This window comes from Streptomyces sp. bgisy159 (assembly GCF_965341775.1).
Lineage (GTDB): Bacteria > Actinomycetota > Actinomycetes > Streptomycetales > Streptomycetaceae > Streptomyces.
The window spans coordinates 31,262-56,966 of record NZ_CBDQZH010000004.1 but is presented as its reverse complement, the minus strand read 5'-3'; the positions used below and the strand labels follow the sequence as shown (position 1 = coordinate 56,966).

Here is a 25,705-nt window from a genome sequence, read left to right as displayed (position 1 = left end):
CCCCGACCGGCACCTCCCGCACGCTCATCGCGCCCTCTCCGCCCGGGGCCGCAGTCCGCCCGCCGCCCGCACCTCGGCCGCGCGGCGGGCGACGTCCACGACCTCGTACACGGAGTCGAACGCCGGGTCGGGGTCGGCCAGGAACGTGCTCGGGACGTATCCCGCGTCCAGCTCACCGGCCGCCTCCGCCGCCAGGTCCGCCTCGTACTCGGCACGGCACTCCGGGCACATCCCGCCCTCGATGCGCACCGTCCGCTCGTCCGCGTCGCAGGTCACGCAGCACATGATCACGCGGTCCACCCGGGCGCGGCGGGGTGCCGCCTTCTGCCGGATCCTGGCCTTCTTCGGGGGCATCTTGTCCTCCAGTCGTCTGCGGGCGAGTCCGCCCGGGTTGGTCACGTCGGACGGCAGCCCGTCCGTCAGGGCGCGGGTGAGGTCTTCGGGTGTCGAACCGCGCGCGAGCCACTCCGCGGCGAGGCCTTCGAGCGCCCGGCACTCGGATTCGGACAGCGGCATCCGGGCGTCGGTGTCCCGTAGCTCGGCGAGGGCTCGGTAGGCGGGCGTGGTGGCAGCCGGACCGGCCTGCGGTTCGGGGACGGTCGCGTGCGGTTCGGGGGCGGTGGCCTGCGGTTCGGGGGCGGTGGCCTGCGGTTCGGGGGCGGTGGCCTGCGGTTCGGGGGCGGTGGCCTGCGGTTCGGGGGCGGTGGCCTGCGGTTCGGGGGCGGTCTGCGGTTCATCGGCCGGCGGTGCCTGCTCCGGCGGTGCCTGTTCCGGCGACGCCTGTTCCGGCGCGGCCCCTGCGGGCGGCTCCTCGATGCGCGCCAGCCCCGGGCGGTGGTCCTCGTACACGACCCGCCCCTTGCGCATCCGCGCGAAGTCCGCCCACCACTCGGCCGACCTGCGCGTCCGCGACCAGTACGTCCGCGTGACCCACCACATCGAGTTGTCCTCGATCACGAGGTGCTCGCGGATGTGGCACAGGTGCCCGGCGTCGGTGAGGCGCTGCATCGACGTACGGACGGCCTGCTGGCCGTAGCGGGGGTGCACGGCGGCGAGGGCCTTGTAGCCCATCGCGTGGCCCTCGTCGAGGTGGTCGATGAAGACGGCGATCTCACGGTCGCGGGGGCGCAGGTGTGCGAAGTCCGCGTCGGCGTGCGGGTCTTCGTCACCCACGGGGCGTTTGCCGTAACCCGTTTTGGCCATGGGGTGGGACGGGGACGGCAGGGCGGGACTAAGGTGAGCGCAAGCCACGATCGAAGGCTCGATTCGATTCGTCGGTCCAGGCCCCGGAGCCGGTGTTGGCGCACCGACCGGGGCCGTTTCTGTTGCCGCGAACCTAGAGCCGCGTCACGCTCCGCCGCAAGCCGATCACCGAACGTCACCCATTCGGGCTAGGCGTCGTCAACTTCCGTTCAAGATGGGTTGGTTGGGTTGAATTTCAACCAACCCAGAACCCGGAAAAGAGCTTGGAAGGGCTCGAAGCCCGAGGCTCAAGCCCCGGGCCGAAGTGCGGCGAGGAACGCCGACCAGGCGGGAGCGGTGAGACGGACGTGAGGGGTGGTGGGGGTCTTCGAGTCGCGGATCTGGACGGCGGCGGAGGCTATGCGGACTTCGACGCAGGCGCCGCCCTCATCGTCGCTGTAGCTGGACCTGTGCCACTGCCGATGCTCGCTCACTGCTTCTTCACCACTTCCTCGATGAATCCGGCTGACTCAGCGGGGCTGAGTGCCAGGGCGCGGATCATGCTCATCCGCTCGGTCACATTACTGACCGTCTCCGGGTCAGCAGAGAGTTCGCTCGCGAACTGCCCCTCGGTGAAGGCGAACCGCTCGTGGTCCCGAGTCTCCAGCAGAACCATGGGCCCCATTAGCGCCGCCGGGAACGTGGCCCTCTCGAACGGCAGCACCTGGATATGGACGTTCGACAGGCGAGAATCCGTCAGCAGACGCTCCAGTTGCTCGGCGGTCGCGAACGGGCTGCGCAGAACCGCCTCGTAGAGAACGAAGCACAGGCCGACCGGCGGCTTACGCATGGCCAGGCTGGCCTGACGCTCCATGCGTCCCTCGATCCGCTGCTCGATCGTCTCTTCTTCGAGCGGCGGGTATCGGTGCTGGATCAGCCGACGCGCGTACCCCTCGGTCTGCAGAAGGCCCGGCACCAGGCTGGTCTCATACCACCAGAGACTGATGGCCTCCTTCTCCCGTTCCATGAACTCCTGCGCCCTCGGCGGAAACTTCTCCCTGCTCAAGTAGTCCTTAGCCGCCCTCAGCAACCCCTCCGCCCCGCACAACTCGTCCGCCACGTCCAGCACTCGGGGCGTCGGCATGCGCGCCCCCTGCTCCATTGCCTTGATCGTGTCCGGGGAGTAGTTGGAGGCGGCGGCCAACTCCTCCCGGGAAACGTTGGCCTTCGTCCGCCAGCGCTTCAACTGGTTGCCGCTGAAGCGCCACATGGGGGGCGACTGGGTCACGGACCGCACCTCCGACCGGTACACCGCGCTGTGTATCACCTGGGTCACTACCGAGCGTAGCCGCGCGACGGCGATCGTGTGACCATGACGAGCACAATGCACCGCCCCGACTGGGTCCCGGCGGCCGGCCACCAACTCCGTCTGGTCGGCGTGTACTTCGACGCGGTACGGGTCGAGGGCCGCAGGGGTGAGGCCGTCGCCGAGTGGCTGGTCGAGCGGTCGGACGGGGACGCGGGCCCGATCGTGTGCGAGGCGGGCGGGAGCCGCTGGGTGTACTTCCTGCTCCCACCCGGCATGTCCCAGGGCTACGACTGGCCCCTGGGCGTGCAGCGGCTCGGCGGCCGGGGCGAGCACACCGTCACCTACCTCGGCATCCCGGCCCTCGACGGCGACACCTGGCCCCTGCGCTGGTACAGCGAGCCGACCCGCACGGCTCCGTACGTCGACCCGCCGGCGCTGCACGCCACCCTGACTCGCTGAGTAACCGTGGGGACCACTTGCTCCTCGGTCGCTGTCGTGATTCGCCGACCCGTGCCAGGGCCGATCTCGCTTCGGTCAGGCAAGCTGGCAGAGGGTCCGAGCGGCGCCCGAGATGTCGATCCACGCCGTCGCCGAGTCCGCGCTCGGAGCTGCGCGTCCGCGCGCCGTGCTGTACACGGTCGGAGGCTCGGTTGTCGGGCGCCGCAGAAGCCGGCGGAAGACTGTACGAGCGAAGCTTCGGAGTCGCGGTTGCCGCGTCGTCGTGTGCCACTCCGCGATGCCGTCCGACGAGAGCTGTCCCCGGCCGGTTGGGCGGCGAGTCCTACGATGAGCCGGTGACCGAGACGCTGCCCCCTGCGGGGGCTGACCTCATCGACGCCGATCAGCTTCAGTTGATCGAGTCCGCGGAGCCGCCGCTGTCTCCGCGGGACGCAGCGGCCCGGGACCGGGTGTGGGATGCGGCGGCCCGGGCCAATCCCGGCCTCTTCGACGGTCCCGTGGTGGCCTGCGGGGGGCTGGAGTGGGCGGGTACGCGCGTCCTCCGCCTGACCTGGGTGCGGGTGACCTACCGGCATTACGCACTGCGCCGGGTTCCGGGCACGACCGCGTTGCCCTCCCTGTTCGTGAACGTCGTACAGCCGACCACTGATGGCCGTGTGCTGGCGGTGAGGATGTCCTCCTCCACGGCGGCCCCGGGCCGCTGGCAGCTCCCGGGAGGGTCTGTGGAGCCTCCCCAGGACGGGGAGGTCCTGGACGAGTCAGCCCTGGCCGGGCAGGGCGCGCGGGAGCTGCTGGAGGAAGTGGGGATCGGCGCGGCTGCCGAGCACCTGAAGCTGTGGGTGGTCACCCGGGGCGAGAACGACAGTGTCGGCCTGACCTATCTGGCTCCCGCCTTGCCCGAGACGGTGCTTCGCGCGGGATTCGCCGCAGCTGCGGACGCCGACCGTGCCCAGGGCCGTACTCCTGAACTCGACGATATGGCCCTGGTGCGCGCCCCGGGTGAGCTGGCCGGCCTGGCCGGTCCACACGCGGACTACCTGGAGCCGATCGTCCGCCGCTACTTCGGGCATCGCTGAGGGTGGGCTGCTTCAGCCGTTGGCGAGGAAGTCGCGTCCACGTTCGTCGAGTTCGTTCACGCACCGCAGGCCACGGGCTCGGAAGCGTGCCAGGTCGCTGCGCATGCGGGCCACGGCCTTGCGGGTGCGGACGGATCGGACGCCGCTCATGTGGTCCATGGCCCGGTGCCAGATGGCGCACGCCTGCTCGATGCTGCCGCGCTTGAGGTGCATCTCCGCACCGGCGACCATGTCCAGGGCGACGATCCGCGCGTAGGTGTCGGCCGGGCGGGCCGTGGCGGCCAGCGCGTAGTGCTCGGCTGCGGACCGATGGTCGCCGAGAGTCTCGTAGACCTTGGCGGCGCGGGAGTGCACGGAGGCGGCCGGCGGTCCCCAGGTCAGTGCCCAGAACTGTGGCTCGTCGCCGGGCGCATCGGTCAGCAGGCCGCGGGCGTGCTCGGTCTCGGCCAGTGCCGCGCGGCGCTTGCCGCTCTTGGCCAGGGTGTGGGCGTGGACGACGCGGAAGAGGGCTTCCGTCTGGGCATCCACGTGCCCTTTGGCCCGGTTCAGGCCGGTCTCGGCAAGGCCCAGGCAGTGCTCGGGGCGGTGGAGCTTGAGGCCCTGCATCGCCATGGTGCGCATGACGAAGCCGTCGTGTCCGCGCAGGCCGGACTCGGCGGCCAGGGCGTAGGACTGGAGGTAGTAGCGCTGGGCCAGTCCCTGTTGTCCGGCGTCGTACGACTTCCAGCCCAGTAGGTGGACGCCGCGGCTGGCGGCGGAGAGCATCTGCCGGCGGACGTCGTCGGTGCTGAACCGGGCCCGGCACAGCGGGGCGACGTCGTCACGGAGGTAGGCGACCAGGGCGCTGCGGCCATGCTGTCCGCCATGGCGCTCGTCCATCTCGGAGAACGCGGTGATCATGTCTCGGACGGCGGCGACCTCGGCCGTGCCGACGGTGTGGCCGGTGCGGGTGACGGCGGTGGTGCGGGCTGCGATGTCCTGGAGGTGATGGAGGGGCAGGGCTGCGGCTGCTACGGAGTAGGCGGAGGCCGTCAGGAGGCTGCGGCGGTCCAACTCGTACCTCCACATCGGCAGCAGGGCGTCCAGCGGGTCACTCGCGAGCGACAGCCCGGTGGCGTCACTTCCAGTGTCCGCCGACGAGGGCAGGCCGAGGTCGGCGGGGGTCAGGATGCGGCCCAGGCGCCGGGAGAGCGCGACCGCGAGGAATACGGGCGTGTGCCCGCGAGGGACAGAGCCGCGGCACCAGTGTTCGATGTTGGACTTGTTGGTGCGTAAGCGCGTGCCGCATTCGGCTGCGACCGCGCAGACCTGCTTGGCCAGCGCCTCGTAAGTGAGACCGGACTCGGCGACAAGAGCCCTGAGCCGGACGTTCGGCGTGCGCGTGGTCATGAGCACCTGCCCCGTATACGCGATATACCGCTTGGTCTGCCCGCCACCGTACCGCCGTGCGGCCTAAGTCGGTTGACTCTTCATCAGGCCCGATGCACGGCGGCGGGCAGCGCCGCCCGGATCTGCTCCCGTGCCCACGACTGCTCCCCGAACAGATGCCGCACGTCCCAGGGAGGGATTGCCATGGATGCCGAGGATGACCGCTGGATCGCCAGTACGGCATCAGCTCTGCTGGCGGCCGAGTACGAGCGAGTCCCGATCGACGCGCTGACTGTCCGACAGCCGGGCCTGGCGTTGGAAGCCGCCTACCGGGTGCAGGCTGCGGTGATCGCACGGCGGGTCGCCGCCGGTGCCCGCGTTGTCGGTCACAAGGCCGGTGTGACCTCGAAGGCCATGCAGGAACAGATGGGCGTCGGCGAGCCGGACTCCGGTGTCCTGCTCGACGACATGGTGCTGCCCACCGGAGGCGTCCTGGAGCGTTCCGTGCTGATGCGGCCACGGGTGGAGGCGGAGATCGCGTTTCGTCTCGGCTGCGACCTCGGGGGGCCGAGAGTAGGCCTGGAGGAGGCCCGGGCGGCGGTTAAGGAGGTGTTCCTCGCCCTGGAGGTGATCGACACCCGGTTCACCGGCTGGCGGATGACGGTCGCGGACAGCATCGCCGACAACGCTTCCTGCGCGCGGGTCGTCACCGGCCACCCGGTGCCGCTGGACACGGGTATGGACCTGGCCGCCGAGCCCCTGGTCGTCAGCGTCGGCGGCGCCGCTGTCGTCACCGGGGAGGGCCGCGCTGTCCTCGGCGATCCGCTTCGAGCCCTGGTCTGGCTCGCCGGACGGCTGCACCGCGTCGGCGGCGGCCTGCGCGCCGGCCAGCTTGCCCTGGCCGGAGCCGTTCACGCCAGCCTCCCCCTGGAGGCCCCGAGCACGGTGCATGCCCGCTCGCAGCATCTGCCGTCGGTGGAGTTGCACGTGCGCTAGCTGTCCTTCGCCCCGCGTCACGTTCGCAGGGCGCCGCACCTCCTACTCAATCTACCTTTCCGTCACCTTGCGAAAGGAGCGGCCGATGGCCGCTGATGAACAGCGTCTGCGTGTCGCCGTACTCGGCGCGGGCCTGATCGGAACAGACCTCGTCGACAAGATCTGCCGGACGGCGAAGCTGGAACTGGCCCTCGTGGCCGGCCGCGACCGGGACAGCCTGGGACTGCGCCGGGCGGCCGAGATGGGTCATCCGACCACCGCGGGCGGAGTCCGTGCCCTGCTGGACTCCGGTCCCTTCGACGTGGTCTTCGACGCTACGAACGCCGAGAATCACGCCGAGCACTGGGCGGCTCTTCGCCCGACCGGCGCAACCCTGGTCGATCTCACCCCCACCGGCTCCGGCACGATCCTCGTGCCCGGCATCAGCGACCACCGCCCGGGAGCCCACCGGCACTTCAACCTGATCAGCTGCGGCGGGCAGGCGGCCATCCCGGTCCTGCACGCCATCGCCCAGCGCTGCACCCCCACCTACATCGAGGTGGTCTCCACCGCAGCGAGCGCGAGCGCCGGCCGAGCCACCCGCCTGAACCTGGACCAGTACATCGCCGCCACCGCCGCCGCCATCCACGCATTCACCGGGACCCGGCAGGTGAAGGTGCTGGTCAATCTCAGCCCCGCGCGGCCCGCCCCGCCGTTCCGGGTGGCCATGACCGTCCTCGCCGACGGCATGAGCCCGGCATCGGTGCGCACCGGCATCGCGGCCGCCGCCGACACCGTGCGCACCTATGCACCCGGGTACCAGGTGACCTCCCTCGCCGTGGAGCCGGGCCGCATCTCGGTCGCGGTGGAGGTGACCGCCTCCGGCCGCCGCCTGCCCCGCCACGCCGGAAGCGTCGACATCATCAACGCCGCCGCCGTCCTGCTCGCCGAACAGTCGGCCGCCGCCCCGCGATGAAAGGACACACCCCATGAACAGCCCCGAGCGGCCCCGGATCCTCCTGCACGACCCGACACTGCGCGACGGCCACCACGCCGTCGGCCACCAGTTGGACACAGACCAGCTCCGCGCCTACGCCACCGCCGCGAACGCCGCGAAGGTGCCCGTGGTGGAAGTCGGCCACGGCAACGGCCTGGGCGCCTCCAGCCTCCAGATCGGCCGCGCCAGGCTCGACGACGCCACGATGCTCACCACCGTCCGTGCGGCCCTCACCTCGTCCCGGATGGGCGTGTTCATGGCCCCGGGCTGGGGTACCTCCGGTGACCTGACGGCCGCTGTCCGCCACGGCGCCGACATCGTGCGCATCGCCGCGCACTGCACGGAAGCCGACGTCACCGAACGCCACCTCGGCGTCGTCCGCGACCTCGGCGCCGAAGCCCAGGGCGTTCTGCTCATGAGCCACATGGCCGGCCCCGGCGAACTCGCCGAGCAGTGCGCCCTGATGGTGGAGTTCGGCGCCCAGGCCGTCGGCATCATGGACTCCGCGGGCCACTACCTCCCTGCCGACGTCACCGAGCGCGTGCAGGCCATCGTCGCCGCCGTCGACGTACCGGTGATCTTCCACGGCCACAACAACCTGGGGCTGGCGGTGGCCAACTCGCTGGCCGCCGTCGATGCCGGCGCATCGGTCATCGACGCGACCGCACGCGGATTCGGCGCCGGAGCCGGCAACACGCAGCTCGAAGTCCTCGTGGCCGTCCTCGAACGCCGCGGCATGGACACCGGGATCGGGCTCCGCGAGATCCTGGCCGCCGCCGACGTCGCCGACGATCGCCTGATGAAGGGCCCGCCGGTCACCGACTCGATCGCCGTCGTCAGCGGGCTGGCCGGGGTGTTCTCCGGCTTCAAGCGGCCGGTCCTGGAGATCGCGCGCACCGAAGGTGTCGACCCCCTCGACCTGTTCCTCGCCCTCGGCGAGCGTCAGGTCGTCGCCGGCCAGGAAGACCTCATCGGCGAGGTCGCCCGACGGCTGAAGACGACCAGCCGATAGCCCGCGTCAGCGCGCCGGCGACGGCCGTCTCCAGCCCGGCCGGACCGCCCCAGGGCGGCCGTCGCCCTGTCCGGCCTCTTCCCTCCACTGCCTCCGAGAGGACCGATCGTGAACGAGGACCTCACCCGCATCCTGCTCGACGACCTCAACCTTCCGGCTGACCGGCTCACCGGCGAAGCCGGCCTCGACCACGCAGGACTCGACTCGCTCGCCGTCGTCGAACTCTCCGTCCTGCTCGCCGAGCGCTACGGCATCGACGTCAGTTACCGGGAGATCGAACACACCGCCACCCTCAAGGAGCTGGACCAGCTCATCACCGCCAAGCGAAGCACGAGGTGACCACCCGCATGACCAGCGTCAGCACCAGCCGCCGCCCCGGACGGGCCTGGATCATCACACCCGGCCTGCGCCGAGACCGCTTCGCCGGCGCACGCACATCCGGCGCCGCGGTCGCCCTCGTCGACATCGAGGACTCCGTCGCCCTCCACGACAAGCAGGACGCCCGCACCGCCGCGGAAGACTTCTTCGTCACCGGCCCTCCGTGCACCCTCGGTATCCGGATCAACGGCCTCACGACGATCGAGGGCATGAAGGACCTGGCGGCCCTCGCCGGCTACACCGCCCGGCCCGGCCTCATCGTGATCCCCAAGGTCGAATCCCCCCGCGACATCGAACTCGTCGCCGCCGCGCTCGACGCCGACGGCTACACCCCCGACATCTGGGCGCTGATCGAAAGCCCCCGGGCCTTCGACACCCTCCCGTCGATCATGCAGGCGCCCCGGCTCGGCGGCGTGATCTTCGGCTCCGCCGACTACGCCGCCTCCGTCCGCTGCGGCCTGAGCTGGGACGCCCTCCACTACGCCCGCTCGGCTCTCATCAATGCCGCCTGCGCCGCGAGCATCCCCGCCATCGACGCCCCCACCTGGGAACTCAACGACCCCGACACCTTGCGCCGCGACGCCGAGCGCGCCAAGGACCTGGGATTCTCCGGGAAAGGCTGCGTCCACCCCCGCCACGTGCAGGTGATCAACGACGTCTTCACACCCACCGCCGAGGAGATCGCTCAGGCCCGGGTCGTCGTCGCGGCCGCCGATGCCAGCGGCGGAACGGTGACCACCGTGAGCGGGCAGATGCGCGGCACCCCCTTCTTCAACGCCGCCCGCGCGGTCGTCGCCGAAGCGGACCACACGCCGTGAGCGCCGGCCTGCCCCACGGCTACCGCCGGATCGGCGAGGCTCGCGTACGGGAGAACGTCGGCCTCTCCTACGAAGAACTCGTCCCCGGCCTGGTCATCGAGCACCGGCCCGGCCGGACCATCCTCGAAGCCGACAACCTCATCGGCACCGCTCTGAGCGGCAACGTCGCCCCCCTCCACACCGACGCCCACTACAGCGGCCGGACCCGGTGGGGCCGCATCCTGGTCTGCTCCGGCGTCACCCTCAATCTCGTCGGCGGTATGACCGTCCGCAGCGTCAGCGGCATGACCAGCGCCAACCTCGCCATCGACCAGGTGCGGTTCACCGCCCCCGTCCACATCGGCGACACCCTGTACGCCGAGACGGAGATCCTCACCCGCAGGGTCTCGGAGCGCCGTCCCGACACCGGGGTCATCACCTGCCACACCACCGCCCACAACCAGGCGGGCACCAGCGTCCTCGCCTTCACCCGTGCCTTCCTCGTGCCCTTGGACGCCGACGCCGCCCGCAACGCCACCCGCTACTGAAGGCCGGCTCATGAACAAGATCCTCACCTTCACCCCCGCCGACGAGGGACTGTGGGAGCAGTACGACCAGCTCGCCGCACGCGCCTACGGTCATCCGGTCGGCGACATCACCCACCTGCGCGAGCACGCCGATCTTCGAGTCGCCGTTCGCGGCGGCCGGGTCGTCGCCGGCGGCCTCGGCCTCTTCGTCGACCAGTTCTTCGGCGGTGCCCCCGTCCCCAGCGCCTGCCTCGGCGCCGGCTGCGTGGCCCCCGAGGAGCGCGGCGACCGCCTCGCAGCCGACATGACGGCCGCACGACTGCAACCCCTGATCGAGCGAGGCGCGGTCGTCTCCGCGATCACCACGTCCTCAACCGGTTACGCCCGCCGCCTCGGATGGGAAGCCCCCACCGACGTCCTCGCCTGGGAAGTGGCCACCGACGACCTCAAACGCGCCTACACGCTCGGGAACTTCGAGGTCGACCACGGACTCACAGACGAAGCCGAAGCCCTCCAGCGGGACCTCGCCCGCGAATGGAACGGGCCGATCGACCGCCCCTCCTGGTGGGCCCGGTGGAAGCAGGCCAAGAGCGACCTCATCACCTACCGCTTCGCCCTGCCCGGCCACCCCACAACCGGTCTCCTCAACCTCACGACCACACGGCATCAGCGCCACGGCATGAACCTGGTCGTCCACGACTTCTGGGCCGCCAACCAGCCCACCGCCGCCTCCATGCTGGCCTTCCTCGGCCGCCACGACACCCGCGCCCGCGCTATCACGTTCCGCCGTGGCGCCCTCCCGCCCTACCCGACCCTTCTGCACGGCCTGCACCATCACCGCACGAACGCCGAAGCCTGGCACCCCTGGATGCTGCGCATCCTCGACGCCCCCAAAGCCATCCAGCTCCGCGGCTGGCCTGCCGACCTCACCACCGTCGTGCCGATCGAGATCGAGAACGAGACCGGTGAGCAGGACAGGTGGATGCTCCGGATCGAGGCGGGAGCGGCCGAGATCACCCCCACACTCATCGAGGGACACGCCACCTTCACCCGCCACCAGCTCGCGGTCTGGTACGCCGGCGGTTACCGGTCGACCGCCTCGGCTCGTATGGCCGGAGTCCGCGCCGTATCAGAGCAAGGGCTCACAACTCTGATCCGTAGCACGACACAGCTCGAACCCTGGCTGCCCGATCACTTCTAGCCGCCCCGCCCGAAGCTCCCGAAGCGCTCCGCCCATTCGGTTGTCACGGTGCGTCAGGCACCGGATCAATGCCCTGTTCGATCCGGTGGTGGGCGACGATCGACATCTCGGTCGTCTTGCGGGCCGCCTGCTCGCGGGCCTTCCAGTCGGCGTCGGACACACCGGGCTGGCTCGCCCGGATCCTGCGCTTGGCCTCGGCCCAGGTCCGGTACTCGGTCATCCTCGCTGCCCCGGCTGCATCCCCAGCGGTCCCGCGATCTCCTGGGCCATGACGCGGCCCGCCTCGAACTCCAGGGTGTCGTCGCCCATGCCCTGGTCGGTGTCCAGGCCGTCGAGTTCTTCGAGGGGCTGGTCCAGGCGGATGTGGGCGAGGACGGAGTGCAGGGCGCGCAGGGTGGCGGAGGCCGTGGAGCCCCAGTTGGAGAAGTAGGAGAACTGCCACCACCACAGGGCCTCGGTGGTCCGGCCCGCGCGGTAGTGGACCATGCCGTGGCGCAGGTCGGTGATCACGTCGGCGAGGTCGTCGGAGATGCGGGCGGGCACGGGTGCCTTGCGCGGCTCGTAGGGGTCGAAGACCTCGGAGTAGATGTCGATCGGGTCGAGCAGGCGGGCAAGGTTCTCGCGGAGGCCGTCCACGTCCGGCTCCGGGCCCGGGTCGGGCTCGTAGCGCTCGTCGGGGACGATGTCCTCGTGGGCGCCCAGCCGGCCGCCGGCCAGCAGGAGCTGGGAGACCTCCAGGAGGAGGAAGGGGACCGCCGAGCCCGGCTCGTCACCCTTCGCGACCTCCGTGACGGCCACCAGGAAGCTCTCCACCTGGTCCGCGATCTGGACCGCGAAGTCGTCCGGGTCGTGCTCGGTCGCGTGCAGCGTGGCGTCAGACATCTAGGAGTCGTCTCCCCTCGAAGGCGCGGCCGAGGGTGACCTCGTCCGCGTATTCCAGGTCGCCGCCCACCGGGAGGCCGCTGGCCAGGCGGGTGACCTTCAGGCCCATGGGTTTGATCATGCGGGCGAGGTACGTGGCCGTGGCCTCGCCTTCCAGATTCGGGTCCGTGGCAAGGATCAGCTCCGTGACCGTCCCGTCGGCCAACCGCGCGAGAAGTTCTCGTATACGCAGGTCGTCGGGTCCGACGCCCTCGATGGGGCTGATCGCGCCGCCGAGGACGTGGTAGCGGCCCCGGAACTCGCGGGTCCGCTCGATCGCGACGACGTCCTTCGGCTCCTCGACGACGCAGATGACGGCAGGGTCGCGGCGGGCGTCGCGGCAGATGCCGCACAGCTCCTCCTGCGCCACGTTGCCGCAGGTGGCGCAGAAGCGGACCTTCGCCTTGACCTCCATCAGGGCCTGCGCGAGACGGCGTACGTCCGTCGGCTCGGCCTGCAGGATGTGGAAGGCGATCCGCTGCGCGCTCTTGGGACCGACGCCGGGCAACCGCCCCAGTTCGTCGATGAGGTCCTGGACCACGCCTTCGTACAACGGACTGCCGTCCTTTCCTGTCTTTGCTGTACGTACGGTAATCGGCCCCGGGTGTCTGAGAAAGACACCCCGGTCATCCGGTCAGAACGGCAGGCCGGGGATGCCGGTGCCGCCGCCCAGGCCCTGGGCCAGCGGGCCGAGCTTCTGCTGCTGGAGGGCCTGCGCGTTCTCGTTGGCCGCCTGGACGGCCGCGACGACCAGGTCCGCGAGGGTCTCGGTGTCCTCGGGGTCCACGGCCTTCGGGTCGATCTTCAGGGCCCGCAGCTCGCCGGAGCCCGTGACGGTGGCCGTCACCAGGCCGCCGCCGGCCTGCCCGTCGACCTCCGTGTTCGCCAGTTCCTCCTGGGCCCTGGCCAGGTCCTGCTGCATCTTCTGGGCCTGCTGGAGCAGCTGCTGCATGTTGGGCTGGCCACCACCGGGGATCACGATCAGCTCCCTTGCGTCCTGACGTCGGCGTCCGTGCGGGTTTTCCCGCTCGGCACGAGCCTACGTGGTCCGGGTGACGCTCGCCCCGGCACTCTTTCGAGTGAGTTGGCTGCCCGGTCTATACCTGATCAAGGGCTCCTTCCGGGCGGCAAAGGCACCAAAGCCGCCCCACCGCCACCCGTTGGGGGGTAGGAAGGGGGCGGCACAGGAGCATCCAGGAGCATCAGTCAGCGCGGCCAGCGCGGTCAGGACGAAGTCAGTAGGGAGTGCCGGGTGGGTCAGCCGGAGATGCAGCCCGAAGGTCTGCCTCAGGACGGGCGGGGCGAGGGCCCGGCCGGGCTGCGGCCGGGCGACCTGACCGGGCGGGCGTTTCCGCTCGGCGACTGGGGGGAGCCCGCCCAGCGGCTGGACGAGCTGTACCGGTGGGTGGAGCGCGGGGCGCTGGAGACGGCGGCCTGGTACCTGGCCGACCGGGTGTGGAAGCGGCGGGGCGCGCGGGCGCTGCGGGCCGGCGCCGCGGCCGGCGCGGTGACCGGGGCGGCGCTGCCGCTGCTGGACCTCGCCGGGGTGATGGGCGGGGCGGCGGCCTGGGGGTACCTGGCACTGCTGCTGGCGGTGGCGTGTGTGGGGGTGGACCGGTTCTTCGGGGTGACGTCCGGGTGGATAAGGGACGTCGCCACGGCGCAGGCGGTGCAGCGGCGGTTGCAGGTGCTGCAGTTCGAGTGGGCGTCGGAGAGCGTGCGCGAGGTGCTGGGGCCGGCCGAGGGCACGGCGAGCGAGGCGGCCGAGCGGTGTCTCGGGGTGCTGCGGCGGTTCTCCGAGGACGTGACGGAGCTGGTGCGCACGGAGACGGCCGAGTGGATGGTGGAGTTCCGCACCGGGTCGGCCCCGCTGGGCCTCCAGACGGCGGTGTCCGGGACGAGCAGGGTTCCCGAGCAGGGGGTACCGGGACGGTTTCCGGCTCCGCCGAACGGGGCCCGGCCGAACATGCCGCGCCAGCGGCCGCCCGAGCCGAGGTAGGCGGCGGGACCCGCCCGGACACACCACGCCACCACCCACCCGAACCCAGGCAGGCCACAGGACCCGCCCGATTCCAGGCAGGCGCCCGGCGCTCAGCGGGAGTACGTCAGCTTCTCGCCGGTGGCGGTGTTCACCCGCTCCAGACGGCCGTCCGCCAGGAGCGTGATCTCGGTGGGGTCGCCGGGAGTGCAGGACGTGGCGGGTTCGCCCGTGGTGACCGTGGAGGGGCCGATGCGCAGGGGGCCGTCCGCGGCGGGGCGCCGGCTCAGGGGGGCCGCGAACTCGCAGTGGTAGCCGGCGCCGTCGGCGATCAACTTCAGCACCGTGTCCCCCACCTCGCCCTGGGTGAGCGTGAGCCTGCGGCTGTCGGAGCCCGACGCGCTGTCGATCGTCGTCGTCCAGGTGCCTAGGTACGCCTGGGGGACCGCGCCGTCGGCCGAGGCAGAGGGCGACGGGGAGGGGGACGGCGAGGCCGTCGGGCTCGGCCGCGTGGGGCTCTGCGCGGGGGTCGTCGGCGCGGCCGTCGGGGTCGGGTCCGCGTCGGCGCGGGTGTCGTCGCCGTCGTTCAGGTACGCGTACACCGAGCCGCCGGCCGCGAGGGCGACGACCAGCGCGATGCCGACCAGCAGTGCCGTCCCGCGCCGGCCGCGCCGGGGCGGCTCCGGTTCCGGGTGGTCCGGGGTGCCGTCGTAGCCGTACGGGGTGGGCTGCGGGTAGGGCACGGGGGGCGGGGCGGTGGTGTACGTGGGCGACTGGGCGTACGGGTTGCCCGGGACCGGCCCGCCGGGCACTCCGGGCCCGACAGCCGTTGCGGGTCCGCCGGGTCCGCCGTGTCCGCCGCCGGTCGGCGCGCCGACGGCTCCCGGCCAGTGCCCCGCGGCCGGATATCCGTAGGCCGGCTGCGGATGCTGCTGCGCCGGAGCCCCGTACGCCGGATGGCCGACCGTGGGCGCGGTCCGCCCGGCCGCCGGCCAGGGGCCGGGTGCGGGGGCGGCCCCGGCGCCGTCCCGGCCCGCGTGTTCGGTCGCCGCCTGCGGGTCCTCCGCGTCGAGGAGGCGCACGGCGTGCCGGCCCAGCTGGGCGACGAGCGTGCCGGGGAGCCAGGGCTCGCGGGAGCGGCCCTCGGAGACCGTGTCCTCGGCACCGGTGTGTTCGAGAATCCACGCCAGGGACGGCCGGGCCGCCGGGTCCTTGCGCAGGCACGCGCGGACCAGGTCGGCGATGCCCTCGGGCAGTCCGGTGAGGTCGGGTTCCTCCTCGGCGACGCGGAACATCAGCGCGTGCGCCCCGCTGTCCGCGGTGCCGAACGGCAGGGTGCCGGTGGCGGCGTAGGCGAGGACGGAGCCGAGGCAGAAGATGTCGCAGGCGGGCGTGATGCGTTCGCCGCGCACCTGCTCGGGGGCCATGAACCCGGGCGAGCCGATCAGCGCGCCGGTGCGGGTGAGGTCGGCGGCGGCGGGCGATCCTGCCAGCGTCTCCAGGGCCCGGGCGACCCCGAAGTCGATGACCCGGGGGCCCTCTATGGTGACCATGACGTTCGACGGCTTGAGGTCGCGGTGGACGATGCCCGCCGCGTGGATGTTGGTGAGGGCGTGCGCGAGCCCGGCCGCGAGGATGCGGACCGAGCGCTCGGGCAGCGGCCCGTGGTCGCGGCCGACGACCTGCTGCAGGCTCGGCCCGGCGACGTACCCGGTGGCGACCCAGGGCACGGGGGCCTCGGTGTCGGCGTCGAGGACGGGCGCGGTCCAGTAGCCGCCGACCCGCTGGGCGCTGCGTACCTCCTGCCGGAACCGCGCCCGGAACTCGTCGCGGGCCGCCAGTTCCGGCCGGACCAGCTTGACGGCGACCATCCGCCCCCGGTCGGACCGGGCGAGGTAGACCTGTCCCATTCCGCCGGCGCCCAGCCGTCCGAGCAGCCGGTAGCCGCCGATCCGTTGCGGGTCCCCGGGACCGAGCTTCTCCATCGCCGCCCCACCTTCCCCCCACACATGTGAACGGGCCGAGGATAATCCGGCCGTTCCGACAGTCGTGCGGCCCGGGGTCTACGGTTCCGTAACGGGTTGCCCGACCGGCCCCGAACACCCAGGTCCACGCCCGGCGGTCCCGCGCGCCCCGGCCCGCCCCCAGCGGCGCCGCGCGCCCCGGCCCGCGCCCGGCGGCCCCACACGCCCCGGCCCGCGCCCGGCGGCCCCACACGCCCCGGCCCGCGCCCGGCGGCCCCACACACCCCGCCCCGCCCCCAGCGGACCCGAACACCCCGCCCCGCGCCCCGGCGGCCCCACACACCCCGCCCCGTGCCCCGGCCCTCGTAGCCCGGCCCCCGTGCCCCGACCGCCCGACAACCTGTCGCAAAAACCCCCGGTCCGCAGACAGGACGCCGATACCGCTTCCGCATCGCGGACATCTACCCTCGCCCGCATGACCCCTCAGCCGAACCCCCAGGCCGGCGCCGCCGTGAAGGCCGCGGACCGTGCGCACGTCTTCCACTCCTGGTCCGCGCAGGAACTCATCGACCCGCTCGCCGTCGCCGGCGCCGAGGGGTCGTACTTCTGGGACTACGACGGCAACCGCTACCTCGACTTCACCAGCGGCCTCGTCTACACCAACATCGGCTACCAGCACCCGAAGGTCGTCGCCGCGATCCAGGAGCAGGCCGGGCGGATGACCACCTTCGCGCCCGCCTTCGCGGTGGAGGCGCGGTCGGAGGCGGCCCGGCTGATCGCCGAGCGGACCCCGGGCGACCTGGACAGGATCTTCTTCACCAACGGCGGCGCCGACGCCGTCGAGCACGCCGTACGCATGGCCCGGCTGCACACCGGCCGCCCCAAGGTGCTCTCCGCCTACCGCTCGTACCACGGCGGCACCCAGCAGGCCGTCAACCTCACCGGCGACCCGCGCCGCTGGCCCAGCGACAGCGCCACCAACGGCGTGGTCCACTTCTGGGCGCCCTTCCTCTACCGCTCCCGCTTCTACGCGGAGACGGAGGAGCAGGAGTGCGCGCGGGCGCTGGAGCACCTGGAGACGACGATCGCCTTCGAGGGCCCGGGCACCGTCGCGGCGATCGTCCTGGAGACCGTCCCCGGCACCGCGGGGATCATGGTCCCGCCGGCCGGCTACCTCGCCGGGGTCCGGGAGATCTGCGACAGGCACGGGATCGTGTTCGTGCTGGACGAGGTCATGGCCGGGTTCGGCCGGACCGGCACCTGGTTCGCGGCCGGCCTGTTCGACGTCGTGCCGGACCTGATGACCTTCGCCAAGGGCGTCAACAGCGGGTACGTGCCGCTCGGCGGCGTCGCCATATCCGAGCGCATCGCGCGGACCTTCGCCACCCGGCCCTACCCCGGCGGCCTGACGTACTCGGGGCACCCGCTGGCCTGCGCCGCGGCCGTCGCCACGATCAACGTGATGACCGAGGAGGGCGTCGTGGAGAACGCCGCCCGGCTCGGCGAGTCGCTGGTGGGCCCGGCGCTGCGCGAGCTGGCCGCGCGCCACCCCAGCGTCGGCGAGGTGCGCGGCACCGGCATGTTCTGGGCCCTGGAGCTGGTGAGGAACCGCGAGACCCGCGAGCCGCTGGTGCCGTACAACGCGTCCGGTGAGGCGAACGCGCCGATGGCGGCCTTCGCGACGGCCGCCAAGCAGCACGGCCTGTGGCCGTTCGTGAACATGAACCGCACGCACGTCGTCCCGCCCTGCAACGTCAGCGAGGCCGAGCTGAAGGAGGGCCTGGCGGCGCTCGACGCGGCCCTGTCGGTGGCCGACACCTTCACGGACTGACCATGGCCGGGATACGGCCCCTCACATAGGGTTCCTCCGGATTCGAACGCGTAAGGTGACGTGCCCGTAGAAAGGGGCGAGCACGTCACCGCACGCTCGTACGCGACGACGAGGAGAAGCCCGACCCATGCCCGCCAGCAGCGGCAACGGCGCAGTGACCCGCAGCACCCTGCGGCAGCAGATCGCCGACGCGCTCCGCGACGAGGTGCTCGCGGGGCGGCTGCAGCCGGGCCAGGAGTTCACCGTCAAGGAGATCGCCGAGCAGTACGGCGTGTCCGCGACCCCCGTCCGCGAGGCCCTGGTCGACCTGTCCGCGCAGGGCCTGCTGGAAGCGGTCCAGCACCGCGGCTTCCGGGTCCCGGAGTACTCGGCGCAGGACTACCGGGGCATGGTCGAGGCGCGCAGCCTCGTCATCGAGGCCATGCTGCTCGCCCTGGAGGAGGGCCGCCGGGACTACGACGATCTGGCCGACCCCCGGATCGCCCCCACCGTGGCGGCGGTGCGGCGGCGCGGCGAGGAGGCCCAGCGGGCGGCGGCCGCCGGTGACCTCACCGTGCTGATCGGCTACGACCTGCGGTTCTGGCGCGAGCTGAGCGCCCTGTTCGGCAACCCCTACCTCGCCGACTTCCTGCACCGGCTGCGGGTGCGGTCCTGGGTGTGCACGGTGCAGCACCTGCGCCGCCTCACCGACCTGCGCGGGCAACTGTGGTCGCGCCACACGGAACTGGTCGACGCCCTGTACCGGCGCGACATACGGGCCGCCCGTGACCTGCTCGCCGCGTACAACGCGCACGCCCTCGCGCTGATCGAGCGACTGGCGGCGGAGTGACCCCACCCGACCTCTCCGTCGTCATCCCCGCCTACGACGAGGAGCGGCGGCTCGGCCGCACCCTCGACGCCGTCCTGCGGTACCTGCGGGACGCCGGCGGCAGCTGGGAGGTCGTGGTCGCCGACGACGGGTCCACGGACGGCACGCCCGCACTGGTCGCCGCCCGCCCGGAGGTGCGGCTGGTGTCCGGCGGGCGGCACCGCGGCAAGGGCCACGCCCTGCGGCTCGGCGTCGCCGCCACCACCGGCCGCCGGATACTGCTCACCGACGCCGATCTCGCCGCGCCCATGGAGGAGCTGGCGGTCCTGGAGAAGGCGCTCGCGGACGGCCACGCGGCGGCCGTCGGCTCCCGTGCCCTGCCGGGCGCCGCCCTCGGCCGCCGCCAGCACCGGGTCCGCGAACTCCTCGGCGGGGCGGGCAACCTGCTCATCCGCGCCACCGCCGTCCCCGGCATCCGCGACACCCAGTGCGGCTTCAAACTCCTCGACGGCGACAAGGCGCGCGCCGCGTTCGCCGCGAGCCGGGTGGACGGCTGGGCCATCGACGTGGAGGTGCTGCGCCACTTCCACCGCTCGGGCTGGCCGGTGGCGGAGGTCCCGGTGCGCTGGTCGCACCAGCCCGGCTCGAAGATACGGCCGTCGGACTACGCCCGCTTCCTGCGCGACCTGGTCCGTCTGCGCGTGCGCCCGGCCCACGACCGGGACCGCCCCCGCATCCGCCCCACCCACGACCGGGACCGCCCCCGCATCCGCCCCGCCCCCGCCGACGCCCTCTTCCTGCTGCTCTCCCTCGCCCTCTACTCCGGCCGCCTCCTCGCCCCGGACCGCCGCTACCTCACCGACTCCCTCCAGGACCAGTACCAGTGGGAGTGGTTCTTCGCGGTGACCGCCGACAACGTGGCCCACCTGCGCAACCCCCTCTTCACCGACCTCCAGGGCTACCCGGACGGCGTCAACCTGATGGCCAACACGGTCATGCCGGGCCTGTCGGTGCCGCTCACGCCCCTGACGCTGCTGCTGGGCCCGGCGCTCACCCTCGCGCTGGTGATGTGGCTCGGCCTGGCCGCGACCGCGTCCGCCTGGTACCGCCTGGTCCTGCGCCGGCTCACCCCGGGCCGCCCGGCCGCGGCCACCGTCGGCGCCCTGCTCGCCGCGTTCGCCCCGCCGATGGTCGGCCACGCCAACGCGCACCCCAACTTCACCCTCCTGTTCATGGTCCCGCCGATCATCGAACGCGTCCTGCGCCTCGCCGAGGGCACGGACCGGCCGGCCCGCACGGCGGTGACCCTCGGCCTGATGACCGCCTACCAGCTCTTCCTCGGCGAGGAGGCGCTGCTGCTGACCGCCCTGGGCCTGCTGCTCTTCGCCGCCGCGTACACCGCCGTACGGCCGGACGCCGCCCGCAGCGCCCTGCGCGGGCTGCCCCGCGGACTGGCGGTCGCCGCGGCCGTCTGCCTCCCCCTCGTCCTCTATCCGCTGACCTGGCAGTTCTCCGGCCCGCAGTCCTACACCGGCCTCCCCCACGACCCGGCCGGCGCGAACTCCCCGCTCGCCCTGCTCTCCTTCGCCGAACGCTCCCTGATCGCGGGCGACGCCGCCCGCGCGAACGCCCTCTCCGTCAACCCGACCGAGCAGAACGCCTTCTACGGCTGGCCGCTCGCCCTGCTGGCCTGCGCGGTCACGGCGGCGCTGTGGCGGCGCCGCCCGGCCGTGCGCGCCCTGGCGGCGACGGCGGCCGGGGCCGCGCTGCTGTCGCTGGGCCCGCGCGTCCCCGTCCCGTTCACGGACACCGTCCTGCCCGGCCCCTGGGGCCTGCTGGACGGCCTGCCCCTGCTGGACTCCGTGCTGGTGGGGCGACTCGCCCTGATCTGCGCACCGGTCCTGGGCATGCTGCTCGCCCTGGCGGTGGCCGACCTTTCGGCGGCGGGACGGCGAGCGGGCGTCCGGTACGCGGGCCTCGCGGCCGTCGCGCTCGCCCTGCTCCCCCTCGTCCCCGCCCCCCTGCGCTCCGAGCCGCGCCCCGAGGTGCCCGCCTTCTTCACCTCCGGCGCCTGGCGGTCGTACGTCCGCGACGGCGAGTCCCTGGTACCGGTCCCCCTCCCCGATCCGACGGACGCGCGGGCCCTGCGCTGGCAGATCGCGGCCCGCTTCGGCTTCCGCCTGCCCGGCGGCTACTTCAACCGCCCGTACGGCGACGGCGACCGCACCGGCGTCTATGGCGTCCCGCTGCGCTACACGGCGAGCGTGCTGGTGGACGTGCGGGACTTCGGTGCGGTGCCGGAGATCGACGCGGCGGGCCGGGAGCGGGCGCGGCGGGACTTCGCGTACTGGAACGCGGGCGCGGTGGTACTCGGCCCGGGACCGGACGAGCGGCGACTGCGGGCGGCGGTCGAGAAGCTGGTGGGCCGTCCCGGGAGCCGGGTGGGCGGGGTGTGGGTATGGGACCTGCACAATGACTCTGCTATGCCGTGACCGGACGCCTTGATGAACGCCCTGATGAACGCCCCGACGACGACGCGTGCCGCCGGCGCCCGTCGACGCACTGACTGAGGAGCCCTCTTTGGCCTGTGACCTGTGGCTGGTACCGCTCGTCGACGTGTTGTGCCACACCCCCGACAACCCGTTCGCCGAGGAACTCGCGCAGTACAACGCGGTACTGGCCGACAACGGGCTCCCCCCGGTGCCGGTGTACCAGTACATGCCGGGCCTGTCCGGCGAGGTCGCCCCGGTGGCCGGCTTCGACTACGACGCCCTGCACTTCCTGCGCCGGGTGTACCTGCTCCAGGTGTGCGGCCTGCCGGTGACGCCGGTCGACGAACTGGGCGGCGACTACGAGCAGTTGCTGGAGATGTTCGAGTCGACGGCCCAGCAGTCCCACCTGGTCTGGCACTACGACCACGCGGGCGCCTACGTCCCGGTGGACTTCGCCCACCCCCTCTCCAACGAGGAACTGCTCGCCGGCGGCGGCCCGTTGGGCTCCTCCCAGGCCCTGCTGCGGGAGCTGGAGTACGTCGCCCCGTCCATCGGCATCGACCCGGCGAACCCCCCGGCCGCGCCCCAGCCGCCGTCGGCCCCCACCGAACTGGAGGAGCCCGCCGTCCCGGCCCCCTACGACCCCAGCCCCTTCGCCCGCGAACGCCACGTCTGGCTGGGCCTGCACGCGGCGGCGACCCGCAGCCTGGCCCAGGGCTCGATGATCGTCTTCAGCTGACCCCGGCGGGCGGACGGCCGTGGACAACCGGCCGTGCGTCCGGAGAAGATCCCCTCGCACACACGGGAGGGGAACGCTTATGCGGACGCGGTCGCCGGGGGGCGGCGCGGCCCGGGCCGTACGGGAATGGCTGCTCATCGCCGCCATGCTCGCGGTCGCCTGGTCGCCGGTGGTCATGGCGGTGCCACCGCTTCTCCTCGCCCTGGTCTGGGATCAGGAGTGGCTGTTCGGCCCGGTCGCTCTGGTGGTACTGGCTCTCGCCCGGGGCACCGCTGAGGACGGGCACCTGCCCGGGCGTGCGGTACGGCCCGACGAGGAGCCCGAACTTGCAGCGCTGGTACGGGAGATCGCGGACCGACTCGCCTTCCGCGAGCCCCTGCTCGTGCGGATCGTCCCCGACCCGGACGCCGCCGTGGCACGCCTCCGGGTCCGCGGTGTGCGCACGTACGTCATGGTCCTCGGCCTGCCCCTGCTGCGCGGGCTCACCGAGGCCCAGCTGGCGTCGGTGATCGCGCACGAGCTGGCCCACGAGCAGCATGTGCGCGACCGCCGCACGGACTGGCTGGGCCGCTCCCGCGCCCTGCTCGACGCCCGCCTCGGCACCGCCTTCCGCCCGCTGTTCGCCCCGCTCGCCGCGCCCCTGCTGCGCGCCTCCCAGCCGGCCGCCTGGCGGGCGGAGACGGCCGCCGACGCCGGCGCGGCCCGGGTCGCGGGCACCGCGGCCACCCGTGAGGCGCTGGCGCGCACCGGTGCCCTCGCCGCCGCCTTCCACGGCCTCGGCGGCCAGTGGTGCTCCGCGCTGGAGGCGGACGGGGCGTATCCGGCCGACTTCTACACCGCCCTCGACACCGCCCTGCGCGATCCGTACGTCGCCCGCCTCGCCGCCCGGGAGGCCGCCGAGGACGAGGCCGTCGACCCCTACGCCTCCGACGGCCACCCGCCGACCGCCGTACGGGCGGCGGCGTTGCCCGACGTGGAGCCGCCGCCCGGCCTGCGCTTCCGTGACGTGCCGCTCCGGCTGGCGCACGCGTCCGCGATCGAGCGGTGGTGCGTCGCCCGGCTCGTCGAACCGGAGGGCCCGGCGTCCCCGGCCGGCGCGGGGGACGCACCGGCGGTGGAGCCGGGCGCGCTGCGGCCGGCCCGCCTCCTCGACACCGACCCCGACCGGCTGCGCGACCTCGCCGACCGGGCCGCCGACGGCACCGGCCCGCTCCCCCTGCTGACCGCCACCGAACGGACCTCACCCGCCGACGCGCTGTCCGCCGCGCTGGACGCCGTCGCCGACGGCAGCTGGCCGCTCCTCGCCCGGCGCCTGGAACCGGGGCTGCGCAAGCTGCCCCCCGCGGTCCGGGAGGCCGCCGGACGCGCCGTGCTCGGCAGCGCCGTCTGCCGCGTGCTGGAGCGGACCCTGCGCGAGGCGGGCTGGACGTACACCGTGCGCTGGCTGACCACCGTACTGACCGCGCCCGACGGCACCGTCCTCGACCTGCGCGCCCTCCTGACGGAGGCTCTGGAGACAGGGGACCCGGCCCCGGTGCGCGCGCTCCTGGCGGCCCCCGACCCGAAGGAAGTGGCCCTGTGAGCCGCCCGACGGCCTCCCGCCCGGCCCTGCGCGTCGCCGTGTTCGGCGTCCTCGCCACCGTCCTCGGCTACGCCCTGTTCGCCACCTGGCTCGGCTGGCACGAGCACCGGTACCGCGAGGCCCGCGCCGACGCCACGGCCACCGCCGACGGCCTGGTCGTCGAGGACGGGATCGGCGACGACGGCGACATCCGGGTGCGCTGGACGGACACCGCCGGCCTCCCCCACGTACAGCGCTTCACCGTCTACGACACCGGCCGCTACACCGAGGGCGAGCACTTCGGCGTCGCCTACGACCCCACCCGGCCGGACCCGCGGGGCTTCCCCGCCGACCCGGAGGAGACCTCGGCCGAGGACGACCTGGAAGTGCCGGCCATGCTCGCCGCTCCCGTCGCCGCGGCCCTGTGTGCCGTGTGGGCGTGGCGCGGCCTGCGCTTCCGCCGGACGGCACGGCTTGACCCGGCCCACCCGATGACGGCCACCGTGCACCAGGGCGACCGCGCGGTCCGCGTGTGGCGCGGTACGACGACCTGGCTCTCCCTGACCGAGCCCGGCGACACCCGCTCTTCGTGGCAGCGCGTCATGTGGCACCCCGCGCTGGACGACTGCACCGGCGAGACCCCGGTGACGGTACGACGATCCCGCCGGGCCGTGGTCCAACTCCCCGACGGCACACGCCTCGTCCCCCTCGGCCGACTGCGCGGCCGTCCCTCCGGGGACGTCCTCCTGGACGACTGGGCGGCGGCCCGCGCCGACCTGCGCGACGCCTTCGTCCTCCCCGACCGCCTGCGCGCCGCCCCCTGGTGGCTCCCCGGCGCCCGCGTCGCGGCCGTGGGCGCCGCCCTGGGCGTCCTGATGGGCTGCCTGACGGGCGGGGGCACCCTCACGGCGACGGTCGGCTTCGCACTCGCCGTGTCGACGCTGCTCACCGCTCTGTGGGCCCTGGCGGCGCCGCAGCCCTGATCAGAGCGACGTGAGGAAATCGGCCCAGGCGGCTCCGGAGACGGTGAGTATGGGACCGGTCTCGGGGTCGCGGTGCTTGGAGTCGCGGATGTGGGTGGTGTGGGGGGCTTGGTGGGCTACTTCGACGCAGTTTCCGCCACCGCTGTCGCTGTAGCTGGACTTGAACCACCGTAGGCTTCCGGTGCTGGTCATCGCTGCTCTCCTGCCAACCGGTCGATGAGGCTCAGCGAGTCATCGGGACTCAGTGCCTGTGCGCGGATCTTCGCATAGCGGTGTGTCAGTTGGGATACGTCGGGAGGATCGCTGACCAGAATGCCTTGATCCTCGACTTCCATGAAGACAACGTGCTCGTGGTCCCTCGTCGTCACAAGCTTCATGGGGCCACGATCGCCCGCGTACGTGCCACGCAGCCCCCGGTCGAGCGGCAGCACCTGCACGCAGACGTTGTCCCTCCGCGCATCGTCAGCAAGCGACCGCAACTGATCACGAAGGATCTCCCAGCTGCCGAACGGCCTCCGCAGCACACTCTCTTCGAGAATCAGCTCGACGTACGGCTCGGGTTCCCGGTCGAAGAGTCGCCGCCGAGCCAGCCTCGCCTCGACCAGTTCCTCCCGCTTCTGCTCGGAGACTGGCGGGAAGCCGCCACCGATCAACGCCCGCGCGTAGTCCTCCGTCTGGAACAGACCGTCGACGACGTGCGTCTCGTACGAAGAGATCGCCACCGCCCCGGCCTCCATCTCCGAGAACCCCCGGAACCGCGCCGGGTACTTCTCCAGCAGCATCCAGCGCCGCGCCTCCTCGAAGACCCCCAGCCCGCCCCCGATCACCTCCTCCAGGTTCATGAGCATCTTGTCGCTGGCGGGCTGCGCGCACGTCTCCATCGCGCTGACCGCCGACCCCGTGTAGCCGATCTTCTTGCCCAACTCCTCCTGCGTCAGTTCCTGTTGCTCACGCAAAGCCTTCGCCAGCGCGGCCACGAGGTGCGCCGTACCGCCCGACTCCACTTTGTTCTCGGCCCGCGCCATCGCGGTCACCCCCGAACTCAACCGAACTCAACCGGTCACAACCGAGCCCCGCCGATTTCCGACCGTTCCCAGTGGTCGACGGAGAGTGATGGAAACGGTAGCCGGGACCGCGAAAACTGGTC

The 25,705-nt window shown here is 72.7% G+C and carries 27 protein-coding genes; 16 read left to right on the top strand and 11 right to left on the bottom strand.

Going from position 1 to position 25,705, the window contains the following annotated elements; genetic code table 11:
• Positions 1-24: 24 nt before the first annotated feature.
• The 3 genes from ACSLTV_RS05865 to ACSLTV_RS05855 form a co-directional block, all read right to left on the bottom strand.
• The gene (locus ACSLTV_RS05865) at positions 25-1,173 is read right to left on the bottom strand and encodes a hypothetical protein (protein ID WP_435611739.1); all 1,149 of its coding nucleotides are present in this window, start codon (positions 1,171-1,173) and stop codon (positions 25-27) included.
• A gap of 317 nt (positions 1,174-1,490) precedes the next feature.
• Entirely contained in the window at positions 1,491-1,676 is a 186-nt protein-coding gene (locus ACSLTV_RS05860; protein ID WP_435611738.1) for a DUF397 domain-containing protein, read from the bottom strand.
• Positions 1,673-2,452 (bottom strand): helix-turn-helix domain-containing protein, encoded by a 780-nt coding sequence (locus ACSLTV_RS05855; RefSeq protein WP_435611820.1) that lies wholly within the window; start codon positions 2,450-2,452, stop codon positions 1,673-1,675. Before ACSLTV_RS05855 ends, ACSLTV_RS05860 begins: the two co-directional genes overlap by 4 nt.
• A 102-nt stretch (positions 2,453-2,554) precedes the next feature.
• Between ACSLTV_RS05855 and ACSLTV_RS05850 the strand changes: the two genes are divergently transcribed.
• The gene (locus tag ACSLTV_RS05850) at positions 2,555-2,950 is read left to right on the top strand and encodes a hypothetical protein (RefSeq protein ID WP_432135087.1); all 396 of its coding nucleotides are present in this window, start codon (positions 2,555-2,557) and stop codon (positions 2,948-2,950) included.
• A gap of 335 nt (positions 2,951-3,285) precedes the next feature.
• Positions 3,286-4,026, top strand: coding sequence for an NUDIX hydrolase (locus ACSLTV_RS05845; protein WP_432135086.1), 741 nt, complete (start codon positions 3,286-3,288; stop codon positions 4,024-4,026).
• Positions 4,027-4,038: 12 nt separating this feature from the next.
• Here the strand turns inward: ACSLTV_RS05845 and ACSLTV_RS05840 are convergent, their stop codons facing one another.
• Positions 4,039-5,415, bottom strand: coding sequence for a hypothetical protein (locus ACSLTV_RS05840; protein ID WP_432135085.1), 1,377 nt, complete (start codon positions 5,413-5,415; stop codon positions 4,039-4,041).
• A 183-nt stretch (positions 5,416-5,598) separates the two neighbouring features.
• Between ACSLTV_RS05840 and ACSLTV_RS05835 the strand changes: the two genes are divergently transcribed.
• From ACSLTV_RS05835 to ACSLTV_RS05805, 7 genes are all read left to right on the top strand, one after another.
• On the top strand, positions 5,599-6,390 hold the full coding sequence (locus ACSLTV_RS05835; protein WP_432135084.1) for a 2-keto-4-pentenoate hydratase: 792 nt from the start codon (positions 5,599-5,601) through the stop codon (positions 6,388-6,390).
• A gap of 85 nt (positions 6,391-6,475) precedes the next feature.
• On the top strand, positions 6,476-7,345 hold the full coding sequence (locus tag ACSLTV_RS05830; RefSeq protein ID WP_432135083.1) for an acetaldehyde dehydrogenase (acetylating): 870 nt from the start codon (positions 6,476-6,478) through the stop codon (positions 7,343-7,345).
• Positions 7,346-7,358: 13 nt separating this feature from the next.
• The gene (dmpG, locus tag ACSLTV_RS05825) at positions 7,359-8,378 is read left to right on the top strand and encodes a 4-hydroxy-2-oxovalerate aldolase (protein WP_435611737.1); all 1,020 of its coding nucleotides are present in this window, start codon (positions 7,359-7,361) and stop codon (positions 8,376-8,378) included.
• Between the two features lie 108 nt (positions 8,379-8,486).
• Entirely contained in the window at positions 8,487-8,717 is a 231-nt protein-coding gene (locus ACSLTV_RS05820; RefSeq protein WP_432135081.1) for an acyl carrier protein, read from the top strand.
• An 8-nt stretch (positions 8,718-8,725) separates the two neighbouring features.
• Positions 8,726-9,574 (top strand): HpcH/HpaI aldolase/citrate lyase family protein, encoded by an 849-nt coding sequence (locus ACSLTV_RS05815; RefSeq protein ID WP_432135080.1) that lies wholly within the window; start codon positions 8,726-8,728, stop codon positions 9,572-9,574.
• On the top strand, positions 9,571-10,101 hold the full coding sequence (locus ACSLTV_RS05810; protein ID WP_432135079.1) for a MaoC family dehydratase: 531 nt from the start codon (positions 9,571-9,573) through the stop codon (positions 10,099-10,101). The genes ACSLTV_RS05815 and ACSLTV_RS05810 overlap by 4 nt, the downstream gene beginning before the upstream one ends.
• A 10-nt stretch (positions 10,102-10,111) precedes the next feature.
• Positions 10,112-11,281 (top strand): GNAT family N-acetyltransferase, encoded by a 1,170-nt coding sequence (locus ACSLTV_RS05805; RefSeq protein WP_432135078.1) that lies wholly within the window; start codon positions 10,112-10,114, stop codon positions 11,279-11,281.
• 43 nt (positions 11,282-11,324) lie between these two features.
• On the opposite strand, the gene ACSLTV_RS05800 is transcribed toward ACSLTV_RS05805, so the two are convergent.
• The 4 genes from ACSLTV_RS05800 to ACSLTV_RS05785 all read right to left on the bottom strand — a co-directional run bounded on the left by ACSLTV_RS05800 (position 11,325) and on the right by ACSLTV_RS05785 (position 13,181).
• Positions 11,325-11,501, bottom strand: a complete 177-nt coding sequence (locus ACSLTV_RS05800; RefSeq protein ID WP_432135077.1) for a hypothetical protein — start codon at positions 11,499-11,501, stop codon at positions 11,325-11,327.
• Positions 11,498-12,163 carry a DUF5063 domain-containing protein gene (locus ACSLTV_RS05795; protein WP_432135076.1) on the bottom strand — a complete coding sequence of 222 codons (666 nt, stop codon included), beginning with the start codon at positions 12,161-12,163 and terminating at the stop codon, positions 11,498-11,500. The genes ACSLTV_RS05800 and ACSLTV_RS05795 overlap by 4 nt, the downstream gene beginning before the upstream one ends.
• Positions 12,156-12,755, bottom strand: a complete 600-nt coding sequence (gene recR / locus ACSLTV_RS05790; RefSeq protein WP_131563726.1) for a recombination mediator RecR — start codon at positions 12,753-12,755, stop codon at positions 12,156-12,158. The genes ACSLTV_RS05795 and recR overlap by 8 nt, the downstream gene beginning before the upstream one ends.
• Before the next feature lie 81 nt (positions 12,756-12,836).
• Positions 12,837-13,181: a YbaB/EbfC family nucleoid-associated protein gene (locus tag ACSLTV_RS05785; RefSeq protein ID WP_432135075.1), complete on the bottom strand. Its 345-nt coding sequence runs from the start codon at positions 13,179-13,181 to the stop codon at positions 12,837-12,839.
• Between the two features lie 273 nt (positions 13,182-13,454).
• Here ACSLTV_RS05785 and ACSLTV_RS05780 point away from each other — a divergent pair, with 273 nt between their 5' ends.
• On the top strand, positions 13,455-14,201 hold the full coding sequence (locus tag ACSLTV_RS05780; protein WP_432135074.1) for an SLATT domain-containing protein: 747 nt from the start codon (positions 13,455-13,457) through the stop codon (positions 14,199-14,201).
• Between the two features lie 92 nt (positions 14,202-14,293).
• Here the strand turns inward: ACSLTV_RS05780 and ACSLTV_RS05775 are convergent, their stop codons facing one another.
• Positions 14,294-16,165: a serine/threonine protein kinase gene (locus tag ACSLTV_RS05775; protein WP_435611736.1), complete on the bottom strand. Its 1,872-nt coding sequence runs from the start codon at positions 16,163-16,165 to the stop codon at positions 14,294-14,296.
• Between the two features lie 454 nt (positions 16,166-16,619).
• Here ACSLTV_RS05775 and ACSLTV_RS05770 point away from each other — a divergent pair, with 454 nt between their 5' ends.
• From ACSLTV_RS05770 to ACSLTV_RS05745, 6 genes are all read left to right on the top strand, one after another.
• Positions 16,620-17,975, top strand: coding sequence for an aspartate aminotransferase family protein (locus tag ACSLTV_RS05770; RefSeq protein ID WP_435611735.1), 1,356 nt, complete (start codon positions 16,620-16,622; stop codon positions 17,973-17,975).
• 127 nt (positions 17,976-18,102) lie between these two features.
• A complete protein-coding gene (locus ACSLTV_RS05765) occupies positions 18,103-18,804 on the top strand; it encodes a GntR family transcriptional regulator (RefSeq protein WP_432135071.1) in 702 nt (233 codons plus the stop codon).
• Positions 18,801-21,275, top strand: a complete 2,475-nt coding sequence (locus ACSLTV_RS05760) for a glycosyltransferase (protein ID WP_435611734.1) — start codon at positions 18,801-18,803, stop codon at positions 21,273-21,275. Before ACSLTV_RS05765 ends, ACSLTV_RS05760 begins: the two co-directional genes overlap by 4 nt.
• 88 nt (positions 21,276-21,363) lie before the next feature.
• On the top strand, positions 21,364-22,014 hold the full coding sequence (locus ACSLTV_RS05755) for a hypothetical protein (protein WP_432135069.1): 651 nt from the start codon (positions 21,364-21,366) through the stop codon (positions 22,012-22,014).
• Positions 22,015-22,093: 79 nt separating this feature from the next.
• On the top strand, positions 22,094-23,596 hold the full coding sequence (locus ACSLTV_RS05750; RefSeq protein ID WP_432155932.1) for a M48 family metalloprotease: 1,503 nt from the start codon (positions 22,094-22,096) through the stop codon (positions 23,594-23,596).
• Entirely contained in the window at positions 23,593-24,558 is a 966-nt protein-coding gene (locus tag ACSLTV_RS05745; protein ID WP_432155931.1) for a hypothetical protein, read from the top strand. Before ACSLTV_RS05750 ends, ACSLTV_RS05745 begins: the two co-directional genes overlap by 4 nt.
• On the opposite strand, the gene ACSLTV_RS05740 is transcribed toward ACSLTV_RS05745, so the two are convergent.
• Together ACSLTV_RS05740 and ACSLTV_RS05735 are read right to left on the bottom strand one after the other, a co-directional pair.
• Positions 24,559-24,750 carry a DUF397 domain-containing protein gene (locus tag ACSLTV_RS05740; RefSeq protein WP_432135066.1) on the bottom strand — a complete coding sequence of 64 codons (192 nt, stop codon included), beginning with the start codon at positions 24,748-24,750 and terminating at the stop codon, positions 24,559-24,561. It lies immediately after the preceding gene.
• Positions 24,747-25,592, bottom strand: coding sequence for a helix-turn-helix domain-containing protein (locus ACSLTV_RS05735; protein WP_432135065.1), 846 nt, complete (start codon positions 25,590-25,592; stop codon positions 24,747-24,749). Before ACSLTV_RS05735 ends, ACSLTV_RS05740 begins: the two co-directional genes overlap by 4 nt.
• Positions 25,593-25,705: the final 113 nt, after the last annotated feature.